Origin of the sequence: Tetzosporium hominis (genome assembly GCF_002265435.1) — a bacterium.
Lineage (GTDB): Bacteria > Bacillota > Bacilli > Bacillales_A > Planococcaceae > Chryseomicrobium > Chryseomicrobium hominis.
On record NZ_NOKQ01000217.1, the window covers coordinates 37,216 to 62,299 of the forward strand.

A 25,084-nucleotide genomic window follows, 5' to 3' on the forward strand; every position below is an offset into this window, starting at 1 on the left:
CTCCTTATCATGAGGAGAACTGTTTTCATCATTATTTGATGATTTGGATTTCAGCAGACCCTTCTAAGTAGTGTGGGTATGCATTGAATTCGATTTTGGTATCTCCCACGAACGCATCAATTTCGTACTGAGCCTCTACATGATGGCGTCCATCATGAGTTGAGAACCCTTCGCTTGCAAGAAAGACTTTCTCTTGAGTTTCTGTATGAGCAGTCCAAAGAGTTCCATGGGAAAAAGAATCGTTTACTTGTTGCATATTAAGTGTTAATGAATTATCCCCTGTCACGGTTACTTTTAAATCTGCATAAGGAGGTGCATATAAGACCTTGCGTTCAATAAAATTGACTAATAAATAATCTTCTCCTTTAGGTAAAGCTTGAACTCGATCAATAAATAAAGTGAGCTGTTCAGGCTTATCAAAATAGCTACTTTGGTAATAGTAGGTTATTTCAGTGTTATCTTCATTGAACGTGCCCGTAACTCCATTCTGAATTGTGCCCCAGACTTCCCCTTTTTGATCTCTTAGTTCCATTTTCTCGATATTGTAAATTGTATCAGGATTCTCTGCATCGTAAGAAATAGTAATCCCGACATTACGAGGTGAAACGATGGCCTCTTTAAAATGCAGCGTATTGCCGTCAATTCTAATATCTTGATTAAGCGTATAGACTTTTGAAGGTTTCATAGGATTTGGTAATTCAAAGTCAATTGAGAACGTAGTTTCTTTGGCATCTTTTAATTGTACTTCGAAAGTATACTTAACCGTTGCAACATCGACGGGATCTTCATAGTGAAAATGAACAGTATCCTCAAAACGTCCTTGTTTCTGTGCATCTGGATTATTGTAGTTATAACTAGAAGGTATATTCATTTCATTCGCATAAATTTTATGACTCTCTCTCCCAAACTTCACATTGTCTGCAGATTCAATAGTGTAGAACACCACCATCCCTTGCTCGTCCGGTATCACGCCGTCTATTGTCAGGGTTTTATAATTCACTTCTTGTGAAAGACCTATTGGTTGGTAGTAATCGTTTTGAATAGCACTCATAAGTCCTCGATCGTCTGCTCCTTGAACATACGCAACAATTCGCTCCATTCCAGGTAACTGGCTCACTGCGGAAGCAAAGGCTGGAGAGACTCGTATAGATATGACAAAAAGAACAATTAGAGCGACCGAAACGAGCGTCGGCCACAAGACGTGACGAGTTGTGCGACGTTGTTTGGCTTTTCTAGCGCCTTGCCTCACAGCTTGATCCAAAGCCTCTTGTGGAATCTTAATCTTGTCTAGTTCGTGCTGAGCTTGTGTAGTCCAGTTGTCGTTCAAAGACATCGCGATCGCCTCCTTGATTGGTTAATTTGTTGCGGAGAAGCTCTAAGCTCTTATGAATACGAGATTTGACGGTACCTACAGGAATAGTTTCGATTGCAGCGATTTCTTCGATAGATGCTTGAATGTAGTAGCGATAATAGAGCAATCGCTGCCTATCTTTAGGCAATGTTTGTATTAATTCGAAAAAAGGAAATTCTGCAGCTCTGGTCTGTCCTCGTTCCACTGCATTAAATAGAGGGAGTACCTGACGCTTTCTTTTAAGTTGGTCATGGCAGTAATTGATCATAATGCGTATCATCCAAGTTTTCGCATATGCAGGTTGTCGAAGCTTTGGCAGTTGCTGGTAAACGCGCACGGTCACTTCTTGAACTGCCTCGAGTGCATCGTGTTCGTTCTGTAAAAATGCAAATGCTGTTCGATATAAATCGTTTTGAACGGTTTGAATCAATGTTAGAAATGCTATTTCATCACGAGACTTAGCTCGTTCAACCAGTTCTGTATCCACATCGACCACCTCCTTACTCATTAGACACAGCATACCAAGAAACGTTCACTTTATTTCAGATTTTTTTGATGCGTACGTAGAAGCAGAGCGGGTATAGTAATAGAAGAGAAATGGAGGGATAGGAATGGCAACTTATAACGAATTATTACCAGGGAAAGTCTATATAGGTGGAGCAGACGCTGCGCAGGAAGTAGCAAAAAATGAACAGGTCAATGTGATTTATGATTTGCGAGCAGAAGCCAAAGATCGCGGTGAACTATCGACGCCTGAAAGTGTGTCATTGCCTCTTATCGAAGATGGGGAAGGCCAAGCGAATACCGTCAAGCAAGTAGCAGAACAAATCGTTGCAGATGTAGACGCTGGAAAATCTGTTTATTTCCATTGCCAAGGCGGAAGCGGTCGAACAGGAACAGTAGCTGCAGCCGTCTTACTTGAAATGGGACGCGCATCGTCAGTTGAAGATGCGATTCAACAAGTTCAGAGTGTAAGAGACTCTGTAAAAGTTAGACCTGAATTCCAGCAAGCCCTACTCGACATTTATGAAAAGTAACTGACAATCCCCTTCTAGCAAGAGACTAGAAGGGGATGTTTTATTGCAGGTGACCTTCTCGCCATTTGTTGCGATGAAACAGGCAAAGCCCACATCTGGATAGTTAAAATGTATAAAATCCAGGTGAGAGGGTGATCATGGAAAAAGACAACTAAGATGATGGTGTGAGTAAGTAACGCAAGCAATCCATAACGGACGACTCCCAGTTCAGCAAAAGTGGCTTGAATGGTAGTGAAAACGATTAATAGAAATAGTGGTAACCAGAAAATCGTATCCCCTCACTTTTCTATAGTTTACATAATTTTCTTTTAATTAGATACTCTTTGTTTATAAAAATGGTAAAATAGAGGGAAAGGAGGGTGCTATGAAACGGTATATCGCATTATGTATGTTTATGTTAAGTGGCATCGTCGTCTATTTTGTAATGTCTAGTATTCCAATGTCTGCCTCTTTTGATGATTGGCAAGAAGAGCTCGGAGATTTCAGTGACTATGAAATCGTACATAGTGCCTCCTTGTCACGCAGACAACAAGTAAAAGTTCTGAAACTAACCGAGGCATCAGGTGAACGATGGATGATCCTAGTCGGACAAAATCGATTGACGCATTGGAAACTTATAGACAGCGTAGATTTAGGGGTTTATTCGATTGACTCACCAGGAAATCAAATTGAAAAACCATTTCTCTCTGCAGGATATCTGGCTAGTGGCGAATTACCTCCAGAGGACTGCACTCATATTGATATAAAAGAAGATTCTTATTCTCTTTGGTACCGACTGCATGAACCGGGAAATCACTTGGGAAATTAGGTACAATAGAGTGAGAAAGGGGGATTACCCTATGGAATTTCTCACGGTTGCGAATTACCGATTGCTTACAAAACAAACGACTAAACTTTTAAATGCTTTAACTACTTCGAAGGATAAAGATGTTATTGGTGCTGTTAAAGGTCTTATTGAGACCGAACTTCGTACGGCACTTCCCGAATCACAAGAGACTCAGTCGATTGTCGATCAAGTGAATGAAATCACGGACCGCACTCATGCAGACCTTTTCTTGCATGCAGTGAAAGCTTATGTCATTCCATTTCATGCACCAGAGGCAGAAGATTTAAAACGTCTCTTTAAAAAAGAAAAACGACTACAAATCCCGCCGTTAACATCTTATGACTGGAAAGAGGTCAGCTACTTTTCATGGAAAGATTCTGGCACTCACCGTCAGTATTTTGTTTTAGAACAAGATGGAAAGTGGCAGACGTTACAAGGCGTCACGAAGACGGATACAGTGAAAGGCGTTTGCCGTATTTGTCGTCAGCATACGTTAGTTAACTTGTTTACAGCTACTGTGAAGGGGAAGACCGAGGATGCTTTTACCTCCTATAGTCACTACATTTGTGAAGATCCAGCTGTATGCAATACAAATTTAGACAACTACGAGCAGATTACTACATTTGTTGAAGAAAACCGCAAACAAAAATAGAGGAATTGACCTAGTAGATGTAGAACTATAGCAGTAGATACTCTACGGAAGAGGTGTACGACTATGCTTTCTCTTATTCGCTTCGTTCTCTGGGTCATGTTTATTTTTATTTATTTCAAACTTGCTGAATGGGCTTGGACCTCTTTCGCTCCAGAGTTATCTGGTGGAGAAGTGCTGCTCGTCAGTATCGTCATGATGATGCTCTGCGTCGCAGTTGCGCAGTGGACTGTTTGGAAGATCAGTGAACTGTTTGTTCGTGAAAAATATTACGAATAAGGAAGTTATACAGCATGAAAATCATACATAGTTTGATCCTGTTCATACTGCTTGGAGCGCCACTTGTCTCGGCAGCCTATGAATTTGTCGTCCATGAAGGACGAGTATACGAAGTAAAGTCTTCAGAGCCTGTCACTTCAGATGAAATTGGAGTGGCCATTGGAGAAGTAACCGAAGAGACTTCTGAAATGACCTCTGGGGCATCCAATGCGTTTCCTATTGGAACATTCTTTTATGAGATTCGCGGAGTCGATCGATCGGAAGCCATTGCTGTAGAGACCAGTCCAGGTGTTTACGTGCAAGCAACCTATACGGAGTCTTCAGAAAGCGGCCCAACCATCTGGACGATTCTTTTAGGTATCGTCGGACTTCTTGTTGTCGTGGTGGGGACAATGTCCTTCCGCAATCAGCGTAGCCATATTAAACAATACCGTGATGAGTAACCGTCCTGTGAGCAGGGCGGTTTTTTTGAAACTCGTGGCGGGTATAGCGGTAAAAAGGAGTGGTATCTGTGGCAGGATTTTTATTTGATCTAGACGGTACGATTTATCGCGGAAACGAAATGATTGAAGGTGCACTTGATACATACAATTGGTTGATAGAGAAGGGGCATTCTGTAGTTTTCGTCACAAATAAACCGATTCAAAGTCAAGAAGAGTACCATGCGAAATTAACAAAAATGGGATTTCGTTTAGAAGTTAACCAAGTAGTTAACTCTTGCTACGCGACAGCCATCTATTTGCAGCGTTCAGGTAACGAAGGGGATCGTCACTATGTCATTGGGGAGCAGCCGCTAAAAGACGAACTGAGCCAAGCAGGACTTGTCATGACAGAAGACTGGCGAGAAGCACAGACCGTAGTGCTGAGTTGGGACCGGCAGTTCACCTATGATAAACTGAATAGACTATACCAAGCATGGAACAACGGGGCGCGCATAGTGGCGACGAATCCAGACGTCACGTGTCCAATTGATGGGGGAGAAGTGCCAGACTGTGGAACGCTCATTGCAGCTATAGAAGCAGCGACGAAAGAGCCTATCACAGAAATTGGTGGGAAGCCATCGAAGCTGATGGCTGACCTTGTATTGTCAGAACTCCTCAAGCTTCCTGCTGATCAGTGCTATATGATAGGAGATAGATTAGAGACCGACATCTTGATGGGGAACCGAGCAGGTATACCGACCGTCCTAGTCATGACTGGTGTGACGACGCCAGAGATGGCAGCGCAGTCAGATATAAAACCTTGGATCACGTTACCAAGTGTCAAAGAACTTCCCGCATTCCTCACAAACGAAAGGTGAGAACACCATGAAACCTGAACAAATCGTATTGTACGACGGGGTCTGTAATTTCTGTGATTCCAGTGTGCAATTTATTTGGAAACGAGATTCGAGGGGAATCATTCACTTCGCTTCCCTTCAAAGCGAGCAAGCCCAAACCATTTTGAGACAGCAACAGATTCCAGCCGATACCGATAGTTTTATTTTTATTGATAACGGCAAAGCCTATGTAGAATCGGATGCGGCTTTCCGAGTGGCCCGCTACTTAGACAAGCCTTGGAAGTATCTCGGTGTGGGACGCGTGGTCCCTCGATTTTTGAGAGATGCGGGATACCGACTGATTGCTCGCAACCGCTACAAGTGGTTCGGTAAGAAAGAAGCTTGTTCGATTCCCCCAGTAGCAGTACGTGCTCGATTCTTAGACGCCTAAACGAGAGGATGGATGACATGAAAGACTTATCAAAAAAGAGAACAAAAGCGGTATTGATTGATACCGCAGTCGCAACGGCGGTTTCTTTAACAGTAGAAGCTGCGCTAAAAGGTGTGACGAAAAAGAACCGTTCAGCAGAAGCTGTTTATGCTACGTTGTTGCCAACAGTCGTGATGTGGGGACTTGAAGCACTCCAATTTAAAAACAACGGTCAGACCCTTGGGTATAAACTGATGGGACTGAAACTTGAGACGCAGGATGGACGTGTGCCAACGTGCGAACAAGCCCTGAAACGCGCTGTGTATCGTGATACGCTCAGTACGTTTGATTACTTAAAAGACCGACGTGGTTTCGAGGGAGAAGACGGTGCGGAGTTTCCACATGATCGCAAATACGATTTAGTAGTTCGAGAAGTTTAATTGTACACTCAAGCAAAACTGTCAGAGGAAATTCCTCCGGCAGTTTTTTTGATTTTTGTATTTTGCAGTGTTTTTCGAGATAATGGCAGAAAGGGGAGTGGACGGAATGACAGAGAAAGAGAAGATGTTGGCAGGTGAGATTTACTTAGCCAACGATCCTCAGCTCGTGGCAGAGCGAATGCGTGCCCGCGAGCTTGTACATAGTTACAATCAGACACTTCCACAACAAACAGAAAGGCGAATGGAACTACTGGCAGCCTTGTTTGGAGAAACAGCAGAACCACCAGTCATCGAGCCTTCAATCCGTGTAGATTATGGCTATAACATTCATACGGGGACGGCGTTCTTTGCCAACTTTGATTGTGTGTTCCTTGATGTTTGTGAGATTCGTTTTGGAGACCGTTGTATGCTCGGTCCTGGTGTTCATATCTATACGGCCACCCATCCGCTCGATCCTATTGAACGTTCTTCGGGTAGAGAGTTTGCCAAGCCCGTTGTCATTGGAGACGATGTTTGGATTGGTGGAGGAGCTATGATCATGCCAGGAGTGACGATTGGAAGCCGTGTAGTGATTGCTTCAGGTTCGGTTGTCACAAAGGATATCCCAGATGACATGGTCGTCGGTGGGAACCCCGCTCGAACAATTCGAAAATGGAATGGAGAGTCCGTTCATGAATAAATCATCCGACCGCCGCTTAATGCTGATGTTTTTTCATTATCTCGTAAGTATTGCGGCATTGATTTTTATTTTTATTTACAAAGAACGCTTGCAGGAAGTTGGAACGCTTTGGATTTATATACTGGTGACTTTGCTGTTGCTCGCTCTTGCAATCTTTGAAACGTATAGGTACCGAAAGGGGAAATCCTCATGAAACGTTGGAAGTGGCTCGCGTTTGTTGTGTTACTAGTAGTTAATGCCATCGTCATCTTCTATGCATATCAAAACAGTCAGTACCAATCCGCGGAAGCGCACGCAGGCTTCCCTATCGCAAAAGAAGCAGAGCGCATTGAACAGTCAGAGGGTCTGACCATTTACGAATGGGACAAAGCCAAACGAAATGGAGATGTCCCTCTAAGTTACCGTTTGATCATCTGGCAACGCGGATGGGAAAAGACAGCGGAACAAGGTCCTACGACTTTTTATAAAAAGGGTGATTATCAAATCATGCTGACTGCGCTGGAGAACGAGATCAGTTTGCATGACGTTCCTGGAGGCGAAGGGGAATGATCATCCGCCAACTAACAGAAGGAGGGAATTGACATGGAACTAGCTGTAGTAACAGGTGCTTCAAAAGGTCTTGGAGAAGGATTAGTAGAAAGCTTTCTTGAAAAAGGCATTCCCGTAATTGGGATTGCACGAAGTGAGACTGCCAAGCGTGAAGGTCTCACGTCTCTGTTATACGATTTGTCAAAGTCAGGAGTGCCATTGACCGCTGCCGAGCATGTATGGCAAGAGGTCGTGAAGAGTGGAGCGACTAAAGTGACCCTAATTCACAATGCGTCCGTGATTGATCCAATCGAGCGTATCGGAAAACTAGATCCGGACCGCGTCGAGACGGCATTTCGCGTCAATGTCATGGCACCGATGCTGATGACAAATGTATGGCTTACGAAAGCGAAATCATGGGATGGTCAGTTGACCATTGTAAATGTTACGTCTGGAGCAGGGTCTCGCCCGATTTCAGGCTGGAGCGTATACAACAGCACGAAAGCTGCCATCAATATGCACACACAGGTGGCAGGCTTAGAGCTCGATCAGGAAAACAGTAAACACCGCGTTATTGCTTATAATCCGGGTGTTATGGATACGGGGATGCAAGAAACGATCCGCAGTTCTTCAGAAGAGGCGTTTGCCGACGTAGGGCGTTTTCAGGAATTAAAAGAAAAAGGAGATCTCCGCTCACCGCGGACAGTCGCCGATGCACTGGTTGAACTTTTAGATGCGCCACCTATCGAAAATGGCCGAATCTATAGTGTGAGCGAACTCTTGTAAAAGTCGTCTGTTCTCGAAATTTGTTGTAGAATGAAAGTCTATTCCATCAATTGAGGAGAACACGACACCATGCGAATTTTTACGAAAGGTGCGTTGTGGCTCACATTTCTAGCTTACTGTGCGCTCGTCGTACAATTCGTCGTGCTGAAAGAAATGGACGCCCAGAGCGCCGTCAACAACATCTTTGAACGCCAACGTCCGAGTGAATGGACGACGAATAACTTTACGCTTTTTGAAACTATTGGCTTGTACTGGAACGATTCTCGAATTCCTTGGACCGTGCGCATCTCCAATCTAGGAGGAAACGTGTTAGGTTTCGTCCCCTTTGGATTGCTGTTTCCTTTATTGTTTCGCTGGAAGCCTTATCTGATTGTCACGGTAGTTTTCGGATTCCTGTTTAGTCTGGCACTCGAACTGCTTCAATGGTTCATGGCAGTAGGTAGCTTTGATGTGGATGACTTGCTACTCAATACTGTTGGCGTGTTTGTCGGGTACTTGGCGTTCCGCTTGCTGCATCTAATCCTGCCGATTCGAAACTATCTAAATCCACAAAAAACAAACCGCTCTTCGTGATAAGACGTTCTATTTGTGATGGATAGAAGGTGTATGATAGGTTAAAGAACAAAGGTGGGAACAACATGAGATGTACAAAGAGCCTTCTTTACGGGGCAGCTATTTTTACAGGCCTCCTCGTGATGCTAGGCAGTCTCTGGGTTGCGATGAAAGCGAGTCTTCCTGTACTCGACCATCCCTTGATGGCTATTGTTATTGTAGTGATCTGCTATATGGCAATGGAAAAATCGGTGACCTATCTGGCAAAAAAGAGAAGCTGGAGCTGTTGATGTTGCTGTGAGATCGAACGAAAAGGAGAGATTTCACATGAAAGTATTCGTAGTAGGAGCAAATGGACAAGTCGGACAAGAATTGGTCAACACGCTACACAAAGACGAAGCACATGAAGTCACAGCCATGGTTCGTAAAGACGAGCAGCAAAAAGAGTTTGAACAAAAAGGGGTTCACTCAGTACTTGCTGACCTGGAAGGCTCCGTCGACGATTTAGCGAAAGCAATGAACGGCTATGATGCGGTCATCTTCGCAGCGGGTTCTGGTGGCAGCACAGGTGCTGACATGACATTACTCATTGATTTAGATGGTGCAGTCAAAACTGTGGAAGCTGCTGAGCAGGCTGGCGTCAAACGCTATGTCATGCTGAGTGCCTTCGGTGCAGGAGACCGCTCCACATGGAGTGACGAAATCAAACCGTATTATGTCGCCAAATATTACGCGGATCATCACGTAGAAGAATCCTCTCTAGATTGGACAATCCTGCGTCCAGGTGCTTTGACGAACGATGCGCCAACAGGCCGCTATGCAGCAGGCAAAGATGCAAAGCCGGGTGACATCACTCGAGACGATGTCGCTCATGCTCTAGCGCACGTTGTAGGAGACTCTTCAACTTATGGAAAGTCCATTGAACTCGTCAATGGAGACCATGAATTTGGGGACGCTCTGAAAAGTGGATTGTAAGAATCTTTAAATGCCGTAGCTGACAGGACTGTCAGCTACGGCTTTTTTCTAGCCAGTGCTATACTGAAGAAAAAGGAGGCGCCGCCATGCACAGTACCTACCAATGGATTGCGAAAGAGCTGAAACAGCAACGTGTACGGACGGTTGTCGATTTCGGAGCGGGAGAGGGAATGCTCACTCAGGAGCTCTTGAAAAATGCCCAAATTGAAACGCTTTGGGCTGTTGACTCTTCAGTAGACACTCTCGCGCGACTCCAGCGCTATGCCAAACCAGCAGCTCTCCACTTCGCTTGGGGTTCTTATTTCTATTACGACGACCAGTGGAAGGCAAAAGACTCCATCATCTTACATGATCTTTTCGAACGCGTGGAATCCCAGCGTCTTGAAGCGGTCCTTCACTTATTTTTACACGATTACTTCCCGAAACATCTCGTCCTCATACATTCAAAAAATCTGCACAATGTAGAGGAAGACAACTCGTTTCAAGAGTGGTGTCACACGATGAACTCGCATCAGATCTATACACTTCGATTTCAACAGACAGAGGACGCGACGGTCGTCATCTTCACTAGAAAGGAGTGGACACGACCATGAAGGAACCCAAATGGATTGAACTAGGGAACGGTCTCGATATTATAGGAGATATTCACGGTTGTATGGACGAATGGCTCTTACTTCTTGAGAAGCTCGGTTACAAGCAAAGTGCAGATGGCTTGTACCGACATCCTGAAGGGCGGAAAATCCTGTCGCTCGGAGATATCATGAGCCGTGGCCCTCGGTCACTCGACAGCCTCTTGTTTTTTGAAGCCCATATCCAAGCAGAGCTCGCTTATATGATTGATTCGAATCATGGCTGGAAGATAGCGCGCTGGTTGGACGGCCGCAAAGTCACTTTGGCGCACGGCGATGAACTGGTTGAGGAAGAATTTCTGGATTATGAAAAACAACACGGCTCTCTTGCCACAAACCGCTTGAAAGAACGAATCAAAAACATGTTACTAGATGCACCGTCTCATTACGTGATTCAAGATAAAGGGTCTTCTGTAGCAGTAGCGGTCCATGCGGGCATTCGGGATGACTATATCGGAAAACAATCTCCGAAAATTGCCGATTACTGCCGGTACGGGCCAGTGGTGGGAGTGCAGAGAAACGGAAAGCCGAAACGTGGTGACTGGACCATTCACCACCACTCACCTGAATTAATTATTTGGGGACACGATCCCAGACCGGTTGCCTTAGAAGTGCAACGTACCATCAATATTGACCAAGGAGCCGTCTTTGGAGGCGATTTGACAGCCCTTCGTCTTCCTTCTAAAGAAATCGTTCAAGTCGAATCCCAAGACTATGCGCAAGCAGCAATCAATCCTCTAGAAGAATGGTTTGAAAAGCGACGGAAAGCACCGGCATTCAAGAAATGGCTAAACGGATTTACAGTCCAGACAGAGACTGGGAGAGAGATCCAGGTAGAATCGACTGGTCTTTTGGAAGCCTTAGATCATTTTTCAAATCAAGCGTTGCCTCTGGAACAGTTGGTATTCTTGCCAACAGATGAGAAGCATGTCAGTATTCTCGCTTTTAAAGATCAACAAGCAGCTCATAAATGGACAGGCTTATCAGATCTTCTCGTAGTGGCGGATTCTCGAGGCTGTGCAGCGTTATCAGAAGATGGACGAGAGTTCCCTCATAAGCGTCTCTACGAGCAACTCGAACAGAGTCAAGATTTCACGAAGCTTGAAAGTGAGTGGCTGCTGTATGAAGGCGTGATGGCAGGCGACAACATTCAGTTGAAGAACTTGCTTGCTTCAGAACATGGGTTGGAACTTCACCTGAAAAGTGAAGAATCTATACAACAGGAACTTGCTGTTGAGGGCATCAAGCGGCTCATTCGATTAGAGTCTGTGGAGCGTATTCATGAATGTGTACTCGCCGCTTACTTATTAAAATGAAACTGTAACGAAATCAACTCTTAAACGTACTGAAATAGTACAGCAACATTTCTTCTATATACTAAAGGTAATAAAAGGAATGTAAGGAGGGGAAGGATGTACAGTTTGATTACCGATGTATGGAGTGTTCTCAAAGGCTTTATGGCACTCACCGTCTATATCACAATCGGATGTTTAGGGATTGTCGGAATTGTTTATATGCTGGCACATCACTTCACACCCACTTCTACCGTCACGACGTTTGATGATCAGATTCGCTTTGTTTGGGAAACCATTCGGTACCGACTATAAAAGCAGCTTCTCCGAAGAAATCGGAAAAGCTGCTTTTTTAGGTTACTTCATCTCGTATCCTTGTTTCTTCAAAAATTCCGTAATTTCTGCACGACGAGGAGCTTTCAAGAAATCCGCCATCTGTTTTGTCCACGTCGTCGACTTCTGATTGGAACTCCGACGCTTGTAATACGCTGCAATCGTCTCGTCATAAGCAGGAAGCAATGCTTGATACTTTTCCGCATCGTAATGATTTTCATGAAGAATTGCTTCAACTGGAAGGCGAGGCTTTACTTCATTGTGTTCATTTGGAACACCTACTGTTAGACCGTATACGGGAAATACACCTTTAGGAAGCCCCACGAGTTCACTAATTGCTTTCATGTTACTTCGGATTCCCCCGATATAGCAGATGCCGTACCCCTGAGATTCTGCAGCAAGCGCGAGATTCTGTGCAAGCAAGCCCACATCAGTTACAGCTACAAGTAATTGCTCGGCGTAATCGTAGACGATTGGTTCGCCGTGCATCTCGCTGGCATGTTGAAGTCTTCGATAATCCGCACACATCAAAAATACGGCGCCCGCTGTCTCCATTTGCTGTGGGTTGCTAGAAAGCTCCCCAATTTTAGACCGCTTTTCTTTATCTGTCACCCAGACAATACTATAGGCTTGGACGAAATGGGAAGTGGCGGCCATTTGAGCAGCCTCTACTAATTCAATAACTTGCTCACGACTAAGTGGCTGGTCTTTATAGTCTCGCACGGAAGCATGGGCTTTCATCAGTTCTAATACCATTAAAACGCATCCTTTCTCTATGTAAGTAAATTTATCTTAGCATTCCTACAAAAAAACATGCACTCGAACGAATCGAGTACATGTCTAGGAATTAAAAGAAGAACAATCCGAGACTGATGACAATCCCACTTAAAATCAGGACAAATACACAATAACCCATGATGTCTTTTGCTTTTAACCCAGCAATAGCAAGTGCCGGAAGAGCCCAGAATGGCTGAATCATGTTTGTCCAAGCGTCTCCCCAAGCGATGGCCATAGCTGTTTTTGAATAGCTGACGCCAAGTTCAGATGCCGCTTCTAACATAATCGGTGCTTGCACGGCCCATTGACCACCACCCGAAGGAACGAAGAAGTTGACAACTCCTGCCGCGTAAAACGTGAACAGGTGGAACGTGTGATCATTCGAAATGCTCACAATACCTGTCGAAATGACACCTGCAAGTCCGGATGTCACCATCATTCCCATAATTCCTGCATAGAACGGGAACTGGATGATAATCCCACCTGTCGTCTTTACAGCATTGTTAACAGCTGCTAAATAACTGCGAGGCGTTCCGTGGAAGGCGATACCAAGAATAACGAAAATCAAGTTGACGATGTTCAAGTTTAAGTCGAACCCTTTTGTGACAAAGTGCCAGCCTAGGTAAGTCAGACCTAATACAGCGATTAAAATGGTTAGGATGTAGCTGTCTTCCATTCGAGACGCTGGTGTGATCTGCTCAGGTCGTTCAAGGATCACTTCGTCTTCAAGTAGTTTCGGATCGACTGTTAGCGTATCTTCCGGTTTCGGCATCATCCAGCGATTCAACAAGGGAATCGTTACAAGAAGTGCCACTACAATTACTAAATTATATGTAGAAAAAATCGTTTCTGAAGTCGGAACGACCCCCATAATGCCTTGGAACGGATGGTCTGGTGTAGCAATCGATAATGGAATCGAACCGGCAAGACCGCCGTGCCAAATAACAAATCCTGAATACGCACTCGCAATCAGTAAACGGTAATCAACTGTAGTTACTTTCTTAGCAATCTCTTTTGCGAATAAGGCACCGATGACGAGGCCAAATCCCCAGTTGATCCAGCTTGCAACTAATGAAACGATAGTGACTAATAAAATGGCGCCACCTGGAGTTTTTACGGTACCGGCCATTTTGTTTAACACTCTTTTGATTGGGGGACTACTCGCAAGAACATGTCCAGCTAGGAGTACGACAACCATCTGCATCGTGAACATCAAGAGTCCCCAGAAGCCGTCTCCCCAGTATATAACCATGTCCAGCGGGCCTGACTCTGTAAGACCCACACCTAATGCGAAAACGATTAAAGTAAGTAGGGCAACAAAAATATACGGATTAGGTAAAAAACGCTCCATAATCCGGTTTGATAAACGTGTAAGGGTTTTCATAAATGCCTCCTCAAAAAATAGATTTTACAAATTGAAGTACAACTTAAATTCAGAACATTCACTAGAGTTGAATTTTTTTATCTATTTTTTGAAACCTTCTGGATGTCGACTCGTATAGTAGATGACCACTAAAAATGACGGATTTTGGCAGGTGATACATCATGGAACTTTTCGGATATTCAATGGAACAAGTCTACTTTTTCATACTCGTCTTGATGGCCGCTATTACATTTCTCTATCTGTTCTTCGGAGATGTGACGGAGGCGATTGGTGAAGGGATTCCTTTCCTACATCCAACACTGGTGCTTGCGTTCTTTACGCTCACTTCTGCAGTAGGGTTGGTACTTGAGTGGGTGACAGATTGGAATAGTTGGCTGATCCTGATTGCAGCTATGGTCGCTGCCGTCATACTCGATATCCTCATTTATTTCTTTGTCCTGATTCCACTCGCATCGGCTGAAGTATCACTCGCTTATACCGATGAATCACTTGCTGGGCAGGTCGGTCAAGTCATCGTGCCGATTCCAGCAGATGGATACGGGGAGATCTTGATTGAAACTAACAATGGAAATCTCGCGAAGCGAGCCACAGGCCTCGAGAATGAAGATATCGCTTATGGTAAGACCGTGCTGATCGTCGAAGTGGAAGAAGGGACGTTTTACGTCAAGGAGTACGAACCATTTAAATTATAGGGGGCATGAACATGGGATTGGATATGGGAATTTGGGTTGTTGCTGGTGTCGTTGGATTCATTTTATTGTCTATTATCGGGGTCTACGTTGCAAAGTATAAAACGGTAGGACCAGACGAAGCTTTAATCGTAACGGGAAGTTATTTAGGCTCTAAAACAGTACATACGGATGAATCGGGCAACAAGATTAAAATCATCCGTGGTGGAGGAACATTCGTATTACCGGTGTTTCAACAGTCTGAACCACTCAGCTTGCTTTCAAGCAAACTAGAAGTTACGACGCCAGAAGTCTATACGGAGCAAGGTGTTCCAGTTATGGCCGATGGGACAGCCATCATTAAAATTGGCGGAACGATCCCTCAAATCGCAACAGCAGCTGAGCAGTTCCTCGGTAAGACAAAAGAAGACCGGGAGAACGAAGCGAAAGAAGTTCTAGAAGGTCACTTACGTTCCATTTTAGGTTCGATGACAGTAGAAGAGATTTACAAGAACCGTGATAAGTTCTCTCAAGAAGTTCAGCGAGTGGCTTCACACGACCTAGCTAAGATGGGTCTTGTGATTGTATCGTTCACTATCAAAGATGTTCGAGACAAGAACGGCTACCTGGATTCACTAGGGAAACCACGTATCGCTCAAGTGAAACGTGATGCAGATATTGCAACTGCTGAAGCAGAAAAAGAGACGCGTATCAAACGCGCAGAAGCTTCTAAAGATGCACAGCGTGCAGAACTTGAACGCGCTACAGAGATTGCAGAAGCAGAAAAAGAAAATCAATTGAAAGTTGCAGAATACCGCCGTGAGCAAGATATCGCGAAAGCCCGCGCTGACCAAGCGTATGAACTGGAGTCGGCTCGTGCGAAACAAGAAGTAACTGAGCAAGAGATGCAAGTCCAGATCATCGAGCGTCAAAAGCAAATTGAACTAGAAGAAAAAGAGATTCTTCGTCGTGAGAAGCAGTACGATTCAGAAGTGAAGAAGAAAGCCGATGCGGACCGTTACGCAATCGAGCAAAATGCTGCTGCTGATAAAGCCCGCCAAATGGCTTCAGCCGATGCAGAGAAATATACAATTGAAGCGAAAGCAAAAGCAGACGCTGAAAAGATTCGTCTTGATGGTCTTGCGAAAGCGGATTCTGAGAGAGCACAAGGGGAAACGGAAGCAGAAATTATCCGCTTGAAAGGTCTTGCAGAAGCCGAAGCGAAACGCAAAATCGCTGAAGCCTTCGAACAGTATGGCCAAGCAGCTGTCCTCGACATGATCGTTCGCATGATGCCAGAATACGCGAAACAAATCGCTTCTCCACTGAGCAACATCGACAAGATCACAGTTGTAGACACGGGTGGTGGCGAAGGCGGCGGAGCAAACAAAGTCACGTCGTATGCAACCAACTTGATGTCCACACTTCAAGAAACTTTAAAAGCATCGTCTGGCATTGACGTAAAAGAAATGCTAGAAAACTACTCAGGCAAAGGAACGATTCGTCCAAGCCTCGACCGCATCTCCGATGGTTTGTTTGCGGAAAAGAAAGAAGACGCTGGTGAAGAACCGAAACAACTTCAACCAACTTCATCAGAAAGCTAATGATGTGCCCCCGACCGCTTTGCGATTGGGGGTTTTTGTTTTGTGGGGCGTGGAGAGGTGGGGTGGGCGGGTGAGCTGGTGAGCGAGCGTTCATCGACAAGCAAGCTGGTTTGTTGCGCATGAGGGTGAGTTTCATCTGCATGCCAGAGGGTTTTGTTCTGCATGAGAGGAGGTTCTTCTACATAGGAGTTGATTTCTTCCCCATTAAGCCTACTTTCTTCTTCATCGCTTCTAATTTCTTCTGCATAAGATTTTCTGAAAAAAAGTTGAAGTTCAGGATACTTAAAAGATTTTCTAGAAAGATCTACCCCACTTCAAAAATATCTTGCAATTCAAACAACTTAACCCTACAATGAGAAAAACTACCAAATAAGGAGGTTGCTTATGATCTTCCATTTACCTTTTGTGATTGCTATTGTCTTGTTTATCATGCAAAGCCATTTCGGACTAAAGCATTTCTTCCGAGAAACGTTTCTTCTGGCCGTGGTTTATACGATTATTCTCTTTTCTTATTTTAATCAACACGACTTAGTCGTCATCCTCTACATGTTCCTTCTTATGTTTTGGTCAATTACATTTTCGACTTATTGGCAACGCAATTCCTGGCGTGTTTATATGAAAAAAGGAGAGGTCGATTTGGATTATGAAAGTTAGGGAGGTCATTTTATAAAACTGTTTACTCCTCAGTCAGGACGCGAAACTCTAGCTTTACTAGGCGCTCGCTTACCCGTTCACCATATAAAATCAGAACTCCTCAAAAGTATGGTCACTATAAGGAAGGCGGGGGAACGTGGAGAAAATGAAGTTCTCCCATACTTGCAAGAATCCTACTACAAACAACCTGTTTCAATCCTTCACAATTACCACTCCAGAAAAGCTCACTCTTTCTCTATTCAAATAGATTATCTTATTCTCACCAATCGCTACATTCTGTTACTAGAAGTAAAAAATATTAAAGGTCATATTACTTTCAGGCAAAATCCGGCTCAGTTGATTCGGATGATAGATGGAGAAATGCAGGCATTAGATTGTCCCTTTACTCAAATGGACCGAAACCTGCTTCATTTTAAACAGCTACTAGGAAAGTCAAAACTCCCGATCTTTACAGCCATTGTATGGGCAAATCGATCTGCAGTAATAGAAGATGTTGCATTTCCAACTACTCATCCAGTCCTCTCATTAAAACAACTTCCTACATTCCTGCACGAACTATCCAAGCATCCAGTACAACAAGTCAATGTAAAATCTCTTCAGAAACGACTCCAAAGCTTGGCGACTCCGTTTTACTTATTCTCACTTTGCTCTAGATACGAAATAGTTCCGACTGAACTAATTAAAGGGATGCAATGTCCTACTTGCTTTGGACTATTGTTGCTTAATCAAAAGTCATGGAATTGCACGGAATGCAAGTTGACAACTACTAGCGCATTAGAAGCCAATATTTTAAATGTATTTGATCTGCTAGGAGACCAATTATCGATGCGCGATTTTCATCAAGTGCTTCCTGATCTGCAGGCCAGAAATCTAAAGAAACTAATAGCATCGGGCGCGATATCCATATTATTCGAAAAGAAAAATAGACTATACAAAATCAACCGAAATAGGGAAGTCAATTGGTTAGAGGTGGAGAAGTTGTAAGGGTATCCAAACATCTTTTCTAGAAAGAACTTATGACACAAAAGCCTTTCTAATAAGGGCCTTGATTTTGGGGAACGAATAGGCGAGAGGAATGGAAAGGATTTTGCTAGTGTGCAAGAAACTCTCTAGGGTGAAGAAGTCGCGGCTGATGTAGATGAAACGCTCTGACATGCAGAAGAAATCGCCGCTGATGTAGAAAAAACTCCTCTCATGCAGAAGAAACCAGCTTTGATGCAGAAGAAATTCCCTCGCATGCAGAAGAAAACACTGCTGATGCTGATGAACGCCGCTCACCCACACAACGCCGCCCGTACACCACGCCGCCCGTACACCACCACCCCAATCTATGCTATACTACATACTACCAACCACCCCCATAAGAAAGAGGTCCAACATGCTAACATTTGAACAAAAACAAGCCATCATCGAAACATTCCCGGAGCTTTCCAAGAAAGCCATCTCTCTAAAACGTCTAAACTACCACTTTGAAGACAGCCAGTACGACAAAACAATCGTCGTGCAGCAACTCCACCCAAATGGGAACGGTTATGTCTTTGTTGGAGACGGCGGTCCTTACGAGTCAGATGAGCGAGGTCTTGTGAATATTCGTGAAGCTTCTGAAGACGAAATCAAAGAAATGATCCGCTATTCGATCGCGTTGCTATCTACTAAAGAAGAACAAGCTGAAGATGCTACGGAACAAAATTGGAGTAACAAAGAAGGCGGCGAACTCAAGCTTGTGAATGAAGACGACCTGTGGAACATCTACCACGGTCAGAATCTTGAAGACAGCTTTGAATCGCAAGAAGCGGCTATCCTTTATTTAAAAGAAGAAGGCTTTAAACGCAACTAAAAAACGTGCAGTTCCCTAAAGACAAGGGACTGCACGTTTTTCTATTTTTTGATATCAACCTGCTCAAGAGGTTCAGTTGCAGGACCTTCCAGAACGTCCCCGCGGAAACTGAATCGAGAACCGTGACATGGGCAATCCCAAGAACGCTCGGCTTTGTTGAATGCGACGTCACAGCCCATATGCGTACAAGCAGGCTTTACGAATGTGACGTGGCCGTCTGAGTCTTTATAAGCAGCGAGCTTCTGTCCGTCGACTCGAACCAGCTTGCCATCATCAAAACCAAGTTCGTCTAGAGATGCTTCTGCACCGGTAACTTTGCCTTTGATGAGCTCTTTCGCTACACCTGCATTGTCTTTGATGAAGCTGCCGATTCCTTTAGGGCGAAGCTTCGTTCGAGTTGGAGAAAATAGTTCTTCATAAGGATTGGCTCGACCCATGACCAGGTCAGTCAACAAGTGGGCAGCGGCAATTCCGTTTGACATCCCCCATTTTGAAAAGCCGGTCGCTACATAGACGTGTGGCATTCCCGTGACCATCTTTCCGATATACGGCAAGTGATCAAGCGGCATCAAATCTTGGGAAGACCAGTTGTGAGTGACCTCTGAAGTTCCGAAATAGCTGGATGCAAATTGCTGAAGCGTCGCGTAATTGTTACGAGTACTTTCTTCATGACGACCGGACACATGGCCTTCACCGCCGACTTGCAACAGGCGTTCTCCTGAAGCGTCCAACACAGTACGAATTGAGCGCGTTGGGTTTTCCGCATTGATATACATGCCCATATCTTCCTTGAATGTACCGCGCAAAGTCATCGCATAGCTGCGCTCGACTCGCATGCGAGAGAAATACAGGCCTTCAAAATCATTGAACGGGAAGTGACTCGTTACGAGAACTTGCTGTGCATCGATTTTATGGCCGTTCACTAGCTCGACTTGACTAGGCGAATGAACTGTCTTGGCACGAGAGTTTTCATAGAACGTGACACCTGCCTGCTGTGCTTCTTTCATCAGTGCTGATAAAAAATAGACGGGATGAAATTGCAACTGGTCTTCAAGCTTCAAAGCAATCCGGACCGGGAACGGAAGGTCGGTCTCTTTAGTTAAAGAAGCTCCTGGGATCCCGATTTTTTCATAAGCTTGAAATTCTTTTTCAATTTTGTCCTCACCTTTGAAGGATTCTGCATATACATAAGCGGGACGGGTTTCTAATCCACATTCGATACCATTTTGTTCGACCAGATTTTTCGCCCAGTCCAGAGCTTGACGATTGGCTTCGTAATAGGCACGAGCATCTTCTTCTGAGAACGTGGAAATCAATTCGTCGTAGATGAGGCTGTGTTGAACCGTCAGTTTGGCAGTGGTGTAGCCAGTTGTCCCATGTAAGTACCGGCCTCCTTCGATGACGGTAACTTGTCGACCTGAATCTCGCAGTAAGTAAGCAGCGACGATGCCGACAATACCTCCGCCCACAATAACTACATCTGTTTTAATGGACTCGGTCACAGCAGGACATTCAGGGATTTGGGGTCCATCTAACCAGAATGAGGATGGTTCGTTAGTGAAATCGTTTGCCACAGCAATTCCTCCTTCATGAAAAATAGCATTATACTCTCTGTACCCTAGTTTTTAACATCTACACAAATTTCAAACAAAATCTAAAAACTTTTTTGGAGTGTAAAAAGTCGATTAAGGGTATGGTAAACTGTTAGAAATCAGAAAATTAAGACGACTGGGGGCGATACGATGTTTGAAAATTATAAGGTGGTCCCGTTTTATGATGAAATGTTTGATCCAAACTGCTCACCCAAACCGCATTACCAGAACTTTCATGACAAGCTTGTTGAAAGTGACTTGGAAACATTACGAGAAAAGCATGAATTGGCCCAACTCTCCTTTTTACGGCAAGGCATAACGTTTACTGTCTATCATCAAAATGTGGGAACGGAGCGGACGATGCCATTTGATTTTGTTCCTATTATTATTCCGGCAGATGACTGGAAGATGATTGAACAGGGAATGGCACAGCGTACCGAAGCATTGAACTGCTTTTTAAAAGATATCTATCATGATGCACGAATTGTAGAGGCAGGAGTTATTCCGAGAGACCTCGTTGAAAACAATGCCTACTATTATAAGCAGCAGGCGGGTGGAGTGAGAGTTCCTTTGGATAATCATATCTTCCTTGCTGGCATCGATTTGATTCGAGATACAGAGGGCAACTATATGGTGCTTGAAGACAATCTTCGCAATCCATCTGGAATGTCTTATGTGTATCAGAACCGTTATGTCATGCGTCAAGTCTATCCGGAATTTTTTGCGGATGAACCTGTACATACTTTAGAGCATCAATTGACTTACTTGCACGAGGCGATGCTCGATCATGCGCCTCCGGGTATCGACAATCCAACTGCCGTCTTGTTGACGCCAGGGATGTTCAACTCAGCTTATTACGACCACGTCTTTTTAGCCCAGCAGATGGGGATTCACCTCGTAGAAGGCCGCGATCTATTAGTAAAAGACGGGTATGTATTTATGAAGACAATTCGTGGTCTGCAGAGAATTGATATCATCTACCGCCGCATTGATGATGACTTCTTGGATCCACTCGCGTTTCGAGAAGATTCGATGTTAGGGGTTAATGGTCTTGTCGACGTCTACCAAAAAGGGAATGTCGCTATACTTAATGCCATCGGGAATGGTGTGGCAGATGATAAGGCGATGTATTCGTACGTCCCGGACATGATTCAATTTTATTTGAATGAAGAACCAATCATTGCGAACGTGAAGACGTACCGATTGGAGGAAGACGAAACCCGACAGTGGGTACTTGAACATATCCGGGAACTGGTTATCAAAAACGTGGGGGCTTCCGGAGGTTATGATATGTTGATCGGTCCTCACGCGGATGAAGAGTTAATTGAGATCTTCAAACAAAAAATTGAAGAGACTCCCCATCAATACATCGCACAGCCAACTATTCAGCTGTCTCGTGCTCCGGCTTATCAAGGAGAAGAGTTCTATCCGTGCCACGTCGACCTCCGTGTCTTCGTAATGCGAGGTAAAGAGACGCATGTGTTGCCTGGTGGCTTGTCACGTGTAGCTCTCAAGAAAGGATCACTCGTCGTCAATTCCTCTCAAGGCGGCGGTGCTAAAGATACGTGGATTTTGAAGAATGGAGGGGACGCACATGCTTAGTCGTGTAGCAGACGCGCTGTACTGGATGGCGCGAAACATTGAACGGTCTGAAAGTCATTCACGCATTATGCATGTGCATTTGACGCAGATGCTTGAGGCGGGTAATAAAGATATTTTTCAAGAAGAAGATTATCACATCCTCTTTGAAGTGTGTGCAACAGCAGAAGAGTTACAACAGCTACATGAGATGGGAAAGACTCGCGTAGAGGATTTGATTTGCTTCCTGACGTTCGGCGAGACCAATTTGAATTCTTCTTTAAACTGCATTCGGATTGCGCGAGATAATGCGCGTGTGACGCGTGATTATATACCGAATGACTTGTTTGAGGCTTGGAATCAATTTTATTTGTCGGCCAATCCATTGCAGGACCGTCCTTATTCCATCCATACTATGCGTGATTTCTTTAATGAAACGAAGCAAGCTTCATACATGGCGCAAGGCATTATCGAAGCAGCAATGTCTCGTGATGTGGCATACTATATGTTGAAGATTGGGAAGTGGCTCGAGCGGGCTGAGAAAACGGCTCGCATATTGAATGTCGTCAGTGAACAGACGAAACATCGTGAAAAGGAATATGAAGCAAGTGACTATTACTACTGGTCCAGCGCGTTACGCATGGTAAATGGATACGAGGCCTACTTAAAATCGAATCCTCCACGTATGGAACCGACGAAAATTTTATCGTTCTTGATTACCAATCAAGATTTCCCGCGGTCTATCCGGTACTGCATGGAACATGTGCGAGAAGCAGTGGATGCGTTAGAAAATGCAAAAGTCGCTCATTACTCTGTGGAGCTCTATGAGGCGATGGATTCCCTTCGGCGCGAGTTCAATCAAATGAAAATCCAGGACTTAGATACAGACGAGACGATTGATTTCTTGAACAAATTCCAAGATAAATGCAATCAAATCGGTCATATTTTCTCACGTACCTATTACTTAACAGAGCCCGTCAATTCACCTGATTTCTCACAGCATCAAGAGCAAGCCCTTCCACCTGAAATGAGGAGAAAGACAGCTATGAAATATAAAATTGAACACACGAATGTTTTTGATTACGACACTGTCGTAGATCAGAGTATGAATTCCATTCGCTTAAAGCCTCGTTCGGACGAGTGTCAACGTTTGCTTTCTTACCGAACAGATATCACACCTATGTCGTTGACTAAGGAACATACGGATATTTGGGGCAACAATGTCGAGACGTTCTTTATCGCGGAGCGTCACCAACATCTAGAAATCAAATCTACATCTGTAGTAAGTATTCAACGCAGTCCATTCATTCAGCAGATCGATTATTCACCTGAGATGAAAGATATCTTTCATTCGGATCTGTTCCAAGAACATTACGCGGGCTACTTGGCAAATACAGCTTACACGTACTTGAATGCGGAACAAATGGACCGAGTGGACAGTTCAATCGGCCTTATGACCAATCCCGTACAATACGCGATTGATGTGATGCGCTATGTGTATGATACGTTCAGCTATGATCCGCACGCTACTGATGTCACCACAAAAGCTACGGATTCATTTGAAATTCGAGGCGGTGTCTGTCAGGATATGGCGCATGTGATGCTCGGGATTCTACGAACGAAGCAGATTCCAGCACGCTATGTGAGCGGGTATCTGTATGTAGGCGAAGATTCTGCATTAGTTGGGGACGCAGCGAGCCATGCTTGGGTAGAAGTCATGATACCAGGAATCGGTTGGGTTGGACTTGATCCGACTAATAACGTGGAGGCCCTCGAGAATCACATCCGAATGTGTGTAGGGCGTGATTATAATGATGTGAGCCCAGTCCAAGGGGTTTACCGAGGTGGCGCAAGCACAATTGATGTAAAAGTATCAGTCAGTTTATTATCAAAATCAGATTCTTGATTGGAAAACTAAAGCCATTTGCAAGGGATAGACCTTGTAGATGGCTTTTTTCTGTACATTGTTAGAGGTCAGACATCGCTGTCATCTGATTGTCATTATTGTGTTCTCACTGTCATCTTTGTGATGACCGCGAGACTTAATTGATAGAGGTCTGGTACTGTGTTGACATCGTTTTGCAATGTGGAGGTGGTACGATAGGGGTCGTTAGTGAAAAGGAGGAAATTTTACTTATGAAAAAACAAATCGTTGCACTAACCGCTATTTCAGGATTATTTATCGGCGCAGCAGGTGCGTCTGCGGCTGAACAATTATATACAGTTAAAAGCGGGGACACATTGTGGTCCATTGCACAAGAAAATCAAGTATCTGTGGGAGACATTCAAGAATGGAACAATTTAGATTCTACATTGATCTTCCCAAAACAAGAGTTACAAGTTGGAGAATTTGAAACCTACACAGTGGTTAGCGGCGACACGCTCTACCAAATCGCACAGCAACACAATATCTCAGTAGCCGATCTTAAAGGATGGAACGGCTTAACATCTGATTTAATCTTCCCGGAACAAAAGTTGTTCGTTGAGGGAACTGACTATAAAGCACCGCAAGCACAAGCTGCTGCTTCTTCAGAGCAACAAGTTGCTGTATCAGCACCAGTAGAACAAGCTCAAGCTCCACAGGAGCAGGCAGAAGAACAAGCACCAGTAGAAAGCCAAGAGACTTCTCAAGCTCCAGCAGAGGCTACTCAAACATTGACAGTTGAAGCGACTGCTTATACGGCTTACTGTGAAGGCTGTTCAGGTACAACAGCAACAGGTATCGACCTTCGTGCTAATCCAGGCATGAAAGTGATTGCAGTTGATCCGAACGTCATCCCATTAGGCTCGAAAGTATGGGTTGAAGGTTATGGAGAAGCGATTGCTGGAGATACAGGCGGCGCTATCAAAGGTAACAAAATTGATATCTTCATGCCAGATCAACAAGACGCTCTAAATTGGGGACGTCAAACAATTACAGTGAAAATTTTAGACTAATTTAAGCAA

31 protein-coding genes are annotated in these 25,084 nt (G+C 44.4%); 26 read left to right on the top strand and 5 right to left on the bottom strand.

The features are described 5' to 3' along the window. Window positions 1–31 precede the first annotated feature (31 nt). On the bottom strand, window positions 32–1,333 hold the full coding sequence (locus tag CF394_RS08740) for a DUF4179 domain-containing protein (protein WP_094943026.1): 1,302 nt from the start codon (window positions 1,331–1,333) through the stop codon (window positions 32–34). Continuing rightward, complete coding sequence (locus tag CF394_RS08745) at window positions 1,278–1,838, bottom strand: sigma-70 family RNA polymerase sigma factor (protein WP_165767517.1); 561 nt, start codon at window positions 1,836–1,838, stop codon at window positions 1,278–1,280. The genes CF394_RS08740 and CF394_RS08745 overlap by 56 nt, the downstream gene beginning before the upstream one ends. A 124-nt stretch (window positions 1,839–1,962) precedes the next feature. Between CF394_RS08745 and CF394_RS08750 the strand changes: the two genes are divergently transcribed. From CF394_RS08750 to CF394_RS08835, 18 genes are all read left to right on the top strand, one after another. Next, window positions 1,963–2,388 (top strand): protein-tyrosine phosphatase family protein, encoded by a 426-nt coding sequence (locus tag CF394_RS08750; RefSeq protein ID WP_094943029.1) that lies wholly within the window; start codon window positions 1,963–1,965, stop codon window positions 2,386–2,388. Between the two features lie 364 nt (window positions 2,389–2,752). After that, window positions 2,753–3,196, top strand: coding sequence for a hypothetical protein (locus CF394_RS08755; protein ID WP_094943031.1), 444 nt, complete (start codon window positions 2,753–2,755; stop codon window positions 3,194–3,196). Window positions 3,197–3,227: 31 nt separating this feature from the next. Then, window positions 3,228–3,866 (top strand): FusB/FusC family EF-G-binding protein, encoded by a 639-nt coding sequence (locus CF394_RS08760; protein ID WP_165767518.1) that lies wholly within the window; start codon window positions 3,228–3,230, stop codon window positions 3,864–3,866. 63 nt (window positions 3,867–3,929) lie between these two features. Further along, a complete protein-coding gene (locus CF394_RS08765) occupies window positions 3,930–4,142 on the top strand; it encodes a hypothetical protein (RefSeq protein WP_094943034.1) in 213 nt (70 codons plus the stop codon). A gap of 14 nt (window positions 4,143–4,156) precedes the next feature. Beyond that, complete coding sequence (locus CF394_RS08770) at window positions 4,157–4,585, top strand: hypothetical protein (protein ID WP_094943035.1); 429 nt, start codon at window positions 4,157–4,159, stop codon at window positions 4,583–4,585. Window positions 4,586–4,653: 68 nt separating this feature from the next. Further along, entirely contained in the window at window positions 4,654–5,442 is a 789-nt protein-coding gene (locus CF394_RS08775; RefSeq protein WP_094943037.1) for an HAD-IIA family hydrolase, read from the top strand. A gap of 7 nt (window positions 5,443–5,449) precedes the next feature. Continuing rightward, window positions 5,450–5,851 (top strand): thiol-disulfide oxidoreductase DCC family protein, encoded by a 402-nt coding sequence (locus tag CF394_RS08780; protein WP_094943038.1) that lies wholly within the window; start codon window positions 5,450–5,452, stop codon window positions 5,849–5,851. Window positions 5,852–5,868: 17 nt separating this feature from the next. After that, the gene (locus CF394_RS08785) at window positions 5,869–6,270 is read left to right on the top strand and encodes an RDD family protein (RefSeq protein ID WP_094943040.1); all 402 of its coding nucleotides are present in this window, start codon (window positions 5,869–5,871) and stop codon (window positions 6,268–6,270) included. 106 nt (window positions 6,271–6,376) lie between these two features. After that, window positions 6,377–6,949 (top strand): sugar O-acetyltransferase, encoded by a 573-nt coding sequence (locus CF394_RS08790; protein WP_094943041.1) that lies wholly within the window; start codon window positions 6,377–6,379, stop codon window positions 6,947–6,949. After that, window positions 6,942–7,142 carry a hypothetical protein gene (locus CF394_RS08795; protein ID WP_094943043.1) on the top strand — a complete coding sequence of 67 codons (201 nt, stop codon included), beginning with the start codon at window positions 6,942–6,944 and terminating at the stop codon, window positions 7,140–7,142. The genes CF394_RS08790 and CF394_RS08795 overlap by 8 nt, the downstream gene beginning before the upstream one ends. Continuing rightward, window positions 7,139–7,498: a hypothetical protein gene (locus CF394_RS08800; RefSeq protein ID WP_094943044.1), complete on the top strand. Its 360-nt coding sequence runs from the start codon at window positions 7,139–7,141 to the stop codon at window positions 7,496–7,498. The genes CF394_RS08795 and CF394_RS08800 overlap by 4 nt, the downstream gene beginning before the upstream one ends. A gap of 33 nt (window positions 7,499–7,531) precedes the next feature. Further along, entirely contained in the window at window positions 7,532–8,263 is a 732-nt protein-coding gene (locus CF394_RS08805; RefSeq protein ID WP_094943046.1) for an SDR family NAD(P)-dependent oxidoreductase, read from the top strand. A gap of 69 nt (window positions 8,264–8,332) precedes the next feature. Further along, window positions 8,333–8,836 (top strand): VanZ family protein, encoded by a 504-nt coding sequence (locus tag CF394_RS08810; RefSeq protein ID WP_094943047.1) that lies wholly within the window; start codon window positions 8,333–8,335, stop codon window positions 8,834–8,836. 65 nt (window positions 8,837–8,901) lie between these two features. Continuing rightward, entirely contained in the window at window positions 8,902–9,105 is a 204-nt protein-coding gene (locus CF394_RS08815; protein WP_094943049.1) for a hypothetical protein, read from the top strand. A 37-nt stretch (window positions 9,106–9,142) separates the two neighbouring features. Further along, window positions 9,143–9,790 carry an SDR family oxidoreductase gene (locus CF394_RS08820; RefSeq protein WP_094943050.1) on the top strand — a complete coding sequence of 216 codons (648 nt, stop codon included), beginning with the start codon at window positions 9,143–9,145 and terminating at the stop codon, window positions 9,788–9,790. 86 nt (window positions 9,791–9,876) lie between these two features. Beyond that, a complete protein-coding gene (locus CF394_RS08825) occupies window positions 9,877–10,383 on the top strand; it encodes a class I SAM-dependent methyltransferase (protein ID WP_094943052.1) in 507 nt (168 codons plus the stop codon). Next, window positions 10,380–11,735: a hypothetical protein gene (locus tag CF394_RS15950; RefSeq protein WP_207761700.1), complete on the top strand. Its 1,356-nt coding sequence runs from the start codon at window positions 10,380–10,382 to the stop codon at window positions 11,733–11,735. Before CF394_RS08825 ends, CF394_RS15950 begins: the two co-directional genes overlap by 4 nt. A gap of 96 nt (window positions 11,736–11,831) precedes the next feature. Further along, a complete protein-coding gene (locus tag CF394_RS08835; protein ID WP_094943053.1) occupies window positions 11,832–12,026 on the top strand; it encodes a hypothetical protein in 195 nt (64 codons plus the stop codon). Between the two features lie 42 nt (window positions 12,027–12,068). Here CF394_RS08835 and nfsA read toward each other — a convergent pair whose 3' ends face one another. Together nfsA and CF394_RS08845 are read right to left on the bottom strand one after the other, a co-directional pair. Next, window positions 12,069–12,800 (bottom strand): oxygen-insensitive NADPH nitroreductase, encoded by a 732-nt coding sequence (nfsA, locus tag CF394_RS08840; RefSeq protein ID WP_094943055.1) that lies wholly within the window; start codon window positions 12,798–12,800, stop codon window positions 12,069–12,071. Window positions 12,801–12,891: 91 nt separating this feature from the next. Next, window positions 12,892–14,205 carry a short-chain fatty acid transporter gene (locus tag CF394_RS08845; RefSeq protein WP_094943056.1) on the bottom strand — a complete coding sequence of 438 codons (1,314 nt, stop codon included), beginning with the start codon at window positions 14,203–14,205 and terminating at the stop codon, window positions 12,892–12,894. A 161-nt stretch (window positions 14,206–14,366) separates the two neighbouring features. Here CF394_RS08845 and CF394_RS08850 point away from each other — a divergent pair, with 161 nt between their 5' ends. The 5 genes from CF394_RS08850 (at window position 14,367) to CF394_RS08870 (ending at window position 18,968) form a co-directional block, all read left to right on the top strand. Beyond that, window positions 14,367–14,897, top strand: a complete 531-nt coding sequence (locus tag CF394_RS08850; protein ID WP_094943058.1) for an NfeD family membrane protein — start codon at window positions 14,367–14,369, stop codon at window positions 14,895–14,897. An 11-nt stretch (window positions 14,898–14,908) separates the two neighbouring features. After that, entirely contained in the window at window positions 14,909–16,477 is a 1,569-nt protein-coding gene (gene floT / locus CF394_RS08855) for a flotillin lipid rafts scaffold protein FloT (protein WP_094943059.1), read from the top strand. A gap of 384 nt (window positions 16,478–16,861) precedes the next feature. Beyond that, window positions 16,862–17,131, top strand: coding sequence for a hypothetical protein (locus CF394_RS08860; RefSeq protein ID WP_094943061.1), 270 nt, complete (start codon window positions 16,862–16,864; stop codon window positions 17,129–17,131). Window positions 17,132–17,239: 108 nt separating this feature from the next. Further along, complete coding sequence (locus CF394_RS08865) at window positions 17,240–18,115, top strand: nuclease-related domain-containing protein (protein ID WP_094943062.1); 876 nt, start codon at window positions 17,240–17,242, stop codon at window positions 18,113–18,115. A 394-nt stretch (window positions 18,116–18,509) separates the two neighbouring features. Further along, window positions 18,510–18,968, top strand: coding sequence for a hypothetical protein (locus CF394_RS08870; protein WP_094943064.1), 459 nt, complete (start codon window positions 18,510–18,512; stop codon window positions 18,966–18,968). Window positions 18,969–19,009: 41 nt separating this feature from the next. Here the strand turns inward: CF394_RS08870 and CF394_RS08875 are convergent, their stop codons facing one another. Next, window positions 19,010–20,542, bottom strand: a complete 1,533-nt coding sequence (locus CF394_RS08875) for an FAD-dependent oxidoreductase (RefSeq protein ID WP_094943065.1) — start codon at window positions 20,540–20,542, stop codon at window positions 19,010–19,012. A 168-nt stretch (window positions 20,543–20,710) separates the two neighbouring features. On the opposite strand from CF394_RS08875, the gene CF394_RS08880 reads away from it, so the two are divergent. From CF394_RS08880 to CF394_RS08890, 3 genes are all read left to right on the top strand, one after another. Further along, window positions 20,711–22,162: a circularly permuted type 2 ATP-grasp protein gene (locus CF394_RS08880; protein WP_094943067.1), complete on the top strand. Its 1,452-nt coding sequence runs from the start codon at window positions 20,711–20,713 to the stop codon at window positions 22,160–22,162. Further along, window positions 22,155–24,044 carry an alpha-E domain-containing protein gene (locus CF394_RS08885; RefSeq protein WP_094943068.1) on the top strand — a complete coding sequence of 630 codons (1,890 nt, stop codon included), beginning with the start codon at window positions 22,155–22,157 and terminating at the stop codon, window positions 24,042–24,044. Before CF394_RS08880 ends, CF394_RS08885 begins: the two co-directional genes overlap by 8 nt. A gap of 230 nt (window positions 24,045–24,274) precedes the next feature. After that, a complete protein-coding gene (locus CF394_RS08890; RefSeq protein ID WP_094943070.1) occupies window positions 24,275–25,075 on the top strand; it encodes a 3D domain-containing protein in 801 nt (266 codons plus the stop codon). The last annotated feature ends 9 nt before the right edge of the window (window positions 25,076–25,084 follow it).